This is a genomic window from Candidatus Lokiarchaeota archaeon (assembly GCA_014730275.1).
Classification (GTDB): domain Archaea; phylum Asgardarchaeota; class Thorarchaeia; order Thorarchaeales; family Thorarchaeaceae; genus WJIL01.
Genome location: WJIL01000017.1, coordinates 1 through 5,969 on the forward strand (window position 1 = coordinate 1; position 5,969 = coordinate 5,969).

The 5,969-nt window shown below is 44.7% G+C and carries 9 protein-coding genes; 8 read left to right on the forward strand and 1 reads right to left on the reverse strand.

Annotated elements, in window-relative coordinates:
- Positions 1 to 696, reverse strand: a 696-nt coding sequence (locus GF309_03350; GenBank protein MBD3157803.1) for an IS256 family transposase, incomplete at its 3' end; no start/stop codon positions are given.
- 183 nt (positions 697 to 879) lie between these two features.
- Between GF309_03350 and GF309_03355 the strand changes: the two genes are divergently transcribed.
- From GF309_03355 to GF309_03390, 8 genes are all read left to right on the forward strand, one after another.
- Positions 880 to 1,365, forward strand: coding sequence for an RES domain-containing protein (locus tag GF309_03355; protein ID MBD3157804.1), 486 nt, complete (start codon positions 880 to 882; stop codon positions 1,363 to 1,365).
- Between the two features lie 19 nt (positions 1,366 to 1,384).
- Complete coding sequence (locus GF309_03360) at positions 1,385 to 1,780, forward strand: hypothetical protein (GenBank protein ID MBD3157805.1); 396 nt, start codon at positions 1,385 to 1,387, stop codon at positions 1,778 to 1,780.
- A gap of 151 nt (positions 1,781 to 1,931) precedes the next feature.
- Positions 1,932 to 2,192 (forward strand): BrnT family toxin, encoded by a 261-nt coding sequence (locus GF309_03365; protein ID MBD3157806.1) that lies wholly within the window; start codon positions 1,932 to 1,934, stop codon positions 2,190 to 2,192.
- Complete coding sequence (locus GF309_03370) at positions 2,182 to 2,409, forward strand: CopG family transcriptional regulator (protein ID MBD3157807.1); 228 nt, start codon at positions 2,182 to 2,184, stop codon at positions 2,407 to 2,409. The genes GF309_03365 and GF309_03370 overlap by 11 nt, the downstream gene beginning before the upstream one ends.
- 89 nt (positions 2,410 to 2,498) lie before the next feature.
- Positions 2,499 to 3,293, forward strand: a complete 795-nt coding sequence (locus GF309_03375; GenBank protein ID MBD3157808.1) for a methyltransferase domain-containing protein — start codon at positions 2,499 to 2,501, stop codon at positions 3,291 to 3,293.
- A gap of 136 nt (positions 3,294 to 3,429) precedes the next feature.
- On the forward strand, positions 3,430 to 4,002 hold the full coding sequence (locus tag GF309_03380; protein MBD3157809.1) for a hypothetical protein: 573 nt from the start codon (positions 3,430 to 3,432) through the stop codon (positions 4,000 to 4,002).
- Positions 4,003 to 4,138: 136 nt separating this feature from the next.
- Positions 4,139 to 4,693, forward strand: coding sequence for a hypothetical protein (locus GF309_03385; protein MBD3157810.1), 555 nt, complete (start codon positions 4,139 to 4,141; stop codon positions 4,691 to 4,693).
- 147 nt (positions 4,694 to 4,840) lie between these two features.
- Positions 4,841 to 5,969, forward strand: a 1,129-nt coding sequence (locus GF309_03390; GenBank protein MBD3157811.1) for a tetratricopeptide repeat protein, incomplete at its 3' end; no start/stop codon positions are given.

Genomic DNA, 5,969 nt, shown 5'->3' on the forward strand with positions numbered 1-5,969 from the left:
GTGATCATCGCTGACCACCAGCTTCACTCCATCCAGCCCCCGCTGCCTCAGATCGAGGAAGAAGTCTCTCCAGGTCTGCTCGTTCTCACTGTCACCAAGGGCTACTCCCAGAACCTCACGGTGGCCGCTCTCACTCACCCCCTCTGCCACCAGAAGCGAGTCCGAGGTGACCGAGTTGTCAGACCTCCGAACCAGGTGTATCTGGACATCGACAATCAGGTAGGGATACTCTCTCTCGAGCCCCCGGCTACGGAACAGCTCCAGCTCTCCATCCAACTCTGAGAAGTACCGTGATACGGTGCTCTTCGAGATCCGGTCTCCGCAAAGCTCCTCGGTGATCTCCTTGATCTTCCTCGTCGCAACCCCCTTCTGGTAGGTCTCAACGAGTGTCAGGAACAGAGCCTTCTCGGTACGCTGATACTTCCGGTACAACGAGGGCGAGAATGAACCGTCCCTGGCCTGGGGCACCCTCAGGTGAAGCCTGCCCACACGGGTGAACAGAGTCCGCGTCTTATAGCCGTTGCGGTGTGTGGGCCGGCCTCGACCACGCTCGTAAGGCCGACGGCCCATGTGCTTCTCGAACTCAGCCTCAATGATCTTCTGCACCACGCCCTCTATCAGCTTCCGGAACGCCTCGCTGTCATTGAACAGGCCCTGGACATCATCATCGGAAATCGCAACCTTATCACTGGCCATCGCGTGCCTCCCTGTTGCTGGTTCGTGTCTTTTCTGATCAAAGAACAGTAACCAGCAGAGGCTCCGATGGCCACCTCCTTCTCAACTGACAATTACAAAGTCACAGAAAAATAGGGACGCAACCCAACTGCATGCAGCATATTGCTTCACAAATGCTGATGCAGACCGTTAAGGTACGGGAATATGTATAGAGAAATCGACCAGATATTCGAAAACCGCAGCGCTTTCAATGGAACGCTATACCTATGTAAATCAGAAAGGCATTCTCCGGCAGATCCATCAGGATATGAAGGGAGATATAACGGACAAGGCACCAATGCGTACTACTTGGCCGATTCGCCAAGAGCGTGCTGGTATGAGATTCTTGGTTACAATCCAAACGCAAATTATAGCGATTATTCAATGTGGACAGTCCAAGTATCAGGCACGTTCATAGATGTGGGGGCTATCGAGGGAACGAAATATGTAGAACCAAAGGAGAACGGTGGCTGGAAACCTACGCAAGAGCTTAGTAGGAAGCTAAGAGATGAATCAGTATTGGGTTTCCGATATGCAAGCAGGGCTGCTATTCAAAAGCATTCAGATGGTACATGCTTCTGTGTCTATCAGAAATGCTTACATCTTGGGGCAAACGACTTCTCCCCAATTGAGTGGGAACCAGATATTTGAAATCTGATTCGGAGTTGAAATGACTAAGCAAGAACTCTGTGACAGATATCTCAGTTCATTTGCCAGTATTGTTGCAGTGGGCGACACCGTCCTTGATTCAAAGGACAAGTGGTGGAAGCTGTACTCAAGCGAAATCGGTAGGATCGCAGGCAGTCTAAGAGAAGTTCGCAAAGATTTGATCGAACTCGATTCCGATTTGCGAAAAAGAGTAAGACTTCCAAACTCCCATACTGCAAAAAGCCTTGCGAGCCGAGAGTATGATCTAATCTTCTCTATTCGAGAACTTGCTCATAGATCAATGAACACTACACAAGACATGATACAGAGTAGACGTAATACTTATCAATTCCGGATGATCTTGCTAATGACTACTTTGGCCGTGATTGTATCATTAGTTAGCGTACTCGTGAGATAGGAATTCGATTGCCTGAAATGAGACCTTAACAAGCGGCTGCAGCGGAATTGCTGTCACAAAGCAGGTTAAGCCAATAGCAATCCGCTGAGCCTTAACGTTCAGATACAAGAGATATTGACATGCCATACCTGTAAGGTATAGTATCTATACCATGGAATTCGAATACGACGAAGCGAAGAGCAAAGGAAACAGAGAAAAGCACGGCATTGATTTCGAGCAAGCCCAAGCACTATGGGACGATCCAGATCTTCTTGAAATTCCTGCGAGAACTGAAGACGAAGAACGATATATGGTTATAGGCAGAATAGATGGGAGATATTGGTCAGGAGTAGTTACATACAGAAATGGGCGAATACGGATTATATCGGTTCGAAGATCAAGAAAAGAGGAGGTGACGATCTATGAAGGCTAAGGAGTTCGACAAGAAATTCGATGATGGCGAGGATGTTCTCAAGTATCTAGAACTCGCCAAGGCGCGCCGTGTAGAACAAGAACAGAAGAGAGTAAATGTTGATTTTCCCATTTGGATGATCCACTCTCTTGATAGGGAGGCCAGACGATTGGGCATCCCTAGGCAATCCCTAATCAAAATGCTCATAGCTAAGCACATAGAAGAAGCAAGGGCATAATAGATCCGAACAAGCGGCTGTAGCGGAATTGCCGCCGGCCTGGGGGCTGAGTCTATCGCAATCCGCTAAGCCTTAGTGTTATCTCTAGAATGGATTCGGGAAGCAGGAAAATGAAGTACGAAGATGGTAAAGCATATGATCAGAATACTCAGGGTCCATACTATGATCTCTGGTTTGAAATGATCGAGCATTACCTTGATTCCTTTCTTCCAGAAAAGGGATTACTACTTGATGCTGGTGGAGGAACAGGTGAATTCTCGATTCGAGCAGCAAGATTAAGAAAAAAACTGATATGCGAAAACCTTGATATCTCCCAATCAATGCTTGACCAGGCTGAACGGAAATTCCAGGAAAAAGGAATGCAAAATAGAATTAGCACAAAGCTTGGTGATATTCAAGATCTGGAATACCCTTCAGAACACTTTGACTATGTGATGTGCTTCGGGGATGCAATCAGTTTTTGCCCAAATCACGATCTTGCCTTCAGAGAACTGGTCAGAGTAACCAAGCCAAATGGTCAAATCCATCTCTCAGTGAACTCTTTCTGGGGTAACTACCATGCCATGTATACGGAGAAAAGCAGGGAACTGGGCGTCTCTTTCGATGATGCAAAGAAATTCATGGAGACCCGGGTTCTTCACATGAATGGTCAATCCACTGGTTGCAGAAGCTTTACCATGAAAGAATTATCGATTTGGGCTAAGCAGCACAACTTATCAATCGTCAAGAGATTTGCTGCACCAGTATTTCCCTCAACACCGGAATGGTACGAGGACCCTGTGATTTATAAAGAAATAAGGGACTTGCAGTACATGTACTGCGAAAAAGAAAACATTATGGAGTTTGGGAATCACCTGAATGTCATATACAGAAAAGAGAGATAACCACTGCATGAACCAGACGCTTGTAAGGGTGTAGGTTAGTTTCGCAGCGCTGGTTACGCAGATTGTTATATGACAGATGAAGGCAAAGATGAGCGAATGTAAGATCATGTTCAGGCCGTCGAGAGAGTGAAGTCAAATGCCTAGTTGGCTCTTAGTGTTAATGTCTCTCTTCTCAGGCATTGGTGCAGGCTTTGTATTACATGTGATTTCGCTTCATCGGGAAAGGATAGAGAAAAAGAAAGAGATCGAAAGACGAAAGAGAGAGCTTATTCACATATTGGCTACTGAGGTCTTAGATAATATAGAGAAAATGAAAACCATGATTTCTGATCGAGGCTTCATACCGTATTGGGAGTTATCTACATTTAGTTTTCAAGCTATCGTCTCAGAATTGCCAAGCCTTCTAAAAGACGACCTGTTGTTGTTATATGTGCTCTTTGAACGGTATAGGAAATATGATCTCATCAACCGAGAGCTGAACCTCCTCCACTACCGCGAAGAAGGTATCAAAGCATCTATATATCCTGATTCGACTCTGCCTCTTGTAGCAAGCGAACTTGGAAAATCGGAGTTGGCCCTTAACCTCCTCAACAAGGCTAGTCGAGGAATCAGGATTGAGCAGTACATGATTGGCTCGTTGTACAGAGATAAGAGATACTATAGCGATAAGCGCGACACCCAAGGCATGCAGAAACCTGATGATATTTGACTTGTGCAGGTTGCAGAGAGACTACACGTATTTCGCGTCATATAACAACCAAATGCAGCAGAGCTGCAATCATGTCTGAGGATAAGATATCGCAGCCTGCTGATTTGGGGCGTTAAGCAAATGGCTAGGCTATAGGATGGATGACAATCAAGACAGGATAGACCTAGGCAAACTATTCGGGCTCGAACGGAAAAATAAGGTAGAAAAGTATATCAAGGGAAAGAGGCTATATGGCTCTGACTTTGGCGACTTCCTTCTCTTGATGCAGTATTTCCCGCTTCGATATTGGCACTTCCCAATCTATAACAGAATAGAACCTAGCCATTTACAAATTGAACTGGAGAATTTGGATTGTCTGCAGCCAGACTGCAATGGCAAAGAAGAAACTCAGGAATCCGTTAGGAAATTGCTTACCCGAATCAACCAGCTCTCAAAAGAGAGACGACTCCTAGCTACGCATTTCTTTCCAAGGCTCGATTTGAAGAGATGGCATCTCATCTACTTTGATCAAAGAGATACTAACAAGCACGATAGTCATTGGCGGTGGGGCTCCCACATGCACTTCGCAAGCAGTCTGTGGCATCGCTGTTCAATAGAGGAGATTTGGGAAGAAATGCATAGGAGCAAGCCGAATTACCCAGCTTCTTTGCATATACCCTATTGTGATGATCTATCTGTGAGTTATCATTGAATGCGTGCTTAACAACTAAATGCAGCAGAACCGCTGTTCTCTGGGCCATGTGGTCTGCTGATTTAGAGCGTTCTGTGGATCCGAGCCTGTACCATAAAGGAAATGTGATATTCTGGATCAGAAGCATTGAATCAGAAAGGGAAATTCATGAATGAACAAAACATTGATTCCATCAAACCATCCGAATTTATGAGGAAAATAAGACCGGATTGTTATTCTGATAGCTCAGATAATATTGGATATGAACTTGATAAAGCCAGCTTTGATCATTTTCTTGAAACGATAACTTCGCGAAACCAAACTCATGACTTTGAGTCATTTTGTCGAAAATTGTGCGAAAGAACCATTTGCCCTAATCTCAGACCACCGACTGGTCCTGAAGGGGGCGGTGATAGTAAGGCTGATACTGAAACAATACCAACGGCTGAGGAAATCTCAGCAGGATGGCTTGTCGGGCATGCAAATGGAGCCAAAGAAAGATGGGCATTTGCAATTAGTGCAAAGAAGAAGTGGTCGGAGAAAGTTAGGACAGACGTAAAAGGTATTGCAGAAACAGGTCGGAGCTATGACAAAGTCTTTTTTATAACATCAAGATATGCTAGATCAAAAGATAGATCAAGAATAGAAGATGAGTTATCAGAGGAGTACAAAACAAGGATTGTGATACTGGATAGAACTTGGATTCTTGAAAAGACTATAGATGAGGGTTACTTAGATCTTGCTTACAACTATTTGGGTGCTGGGAAGGAAGTTAGAAGTAATCAGCTAGGCCCACATGATTACTCCCGCAAGAAACTTCTCGCTGAAATAGAATCAAATCTAAATGACCCGGAATATTACGTAGGTATGGAATTTCATAAAGTTACTGATTTGCTTCTGACTGCGAGGTTATCTCGGAATCTTGAATTGCCTCGTACAGAAACCGATGGCAGATTTGAGCGTGTAATTAGGTTCGCTGAATCTAAAGGGACTCTACATCAGCAAATCAAAGCACGTTACGAGAAAATTTGGACAGCATTCTGGTGGTATGATGATATAGAAACGCTGAAGAACAGCTATGACAGTTTTGAGCAGCTGTCACTTGAAAGTGATTACTCCAAGGATGTAGAGTACTTGTGCAATCTTCTTCAATTACTGTTCAACTCCTTAAACCACAATCTAATGTCAGAAGAAGAAGCACAACTTGATGAGCGTGTAAATAAGTTGCTACACAGACTTGAGACCCTTTCGACGGACTCTGATCGACCTAACAATGCCCTAGAAGCAAAAACATCAA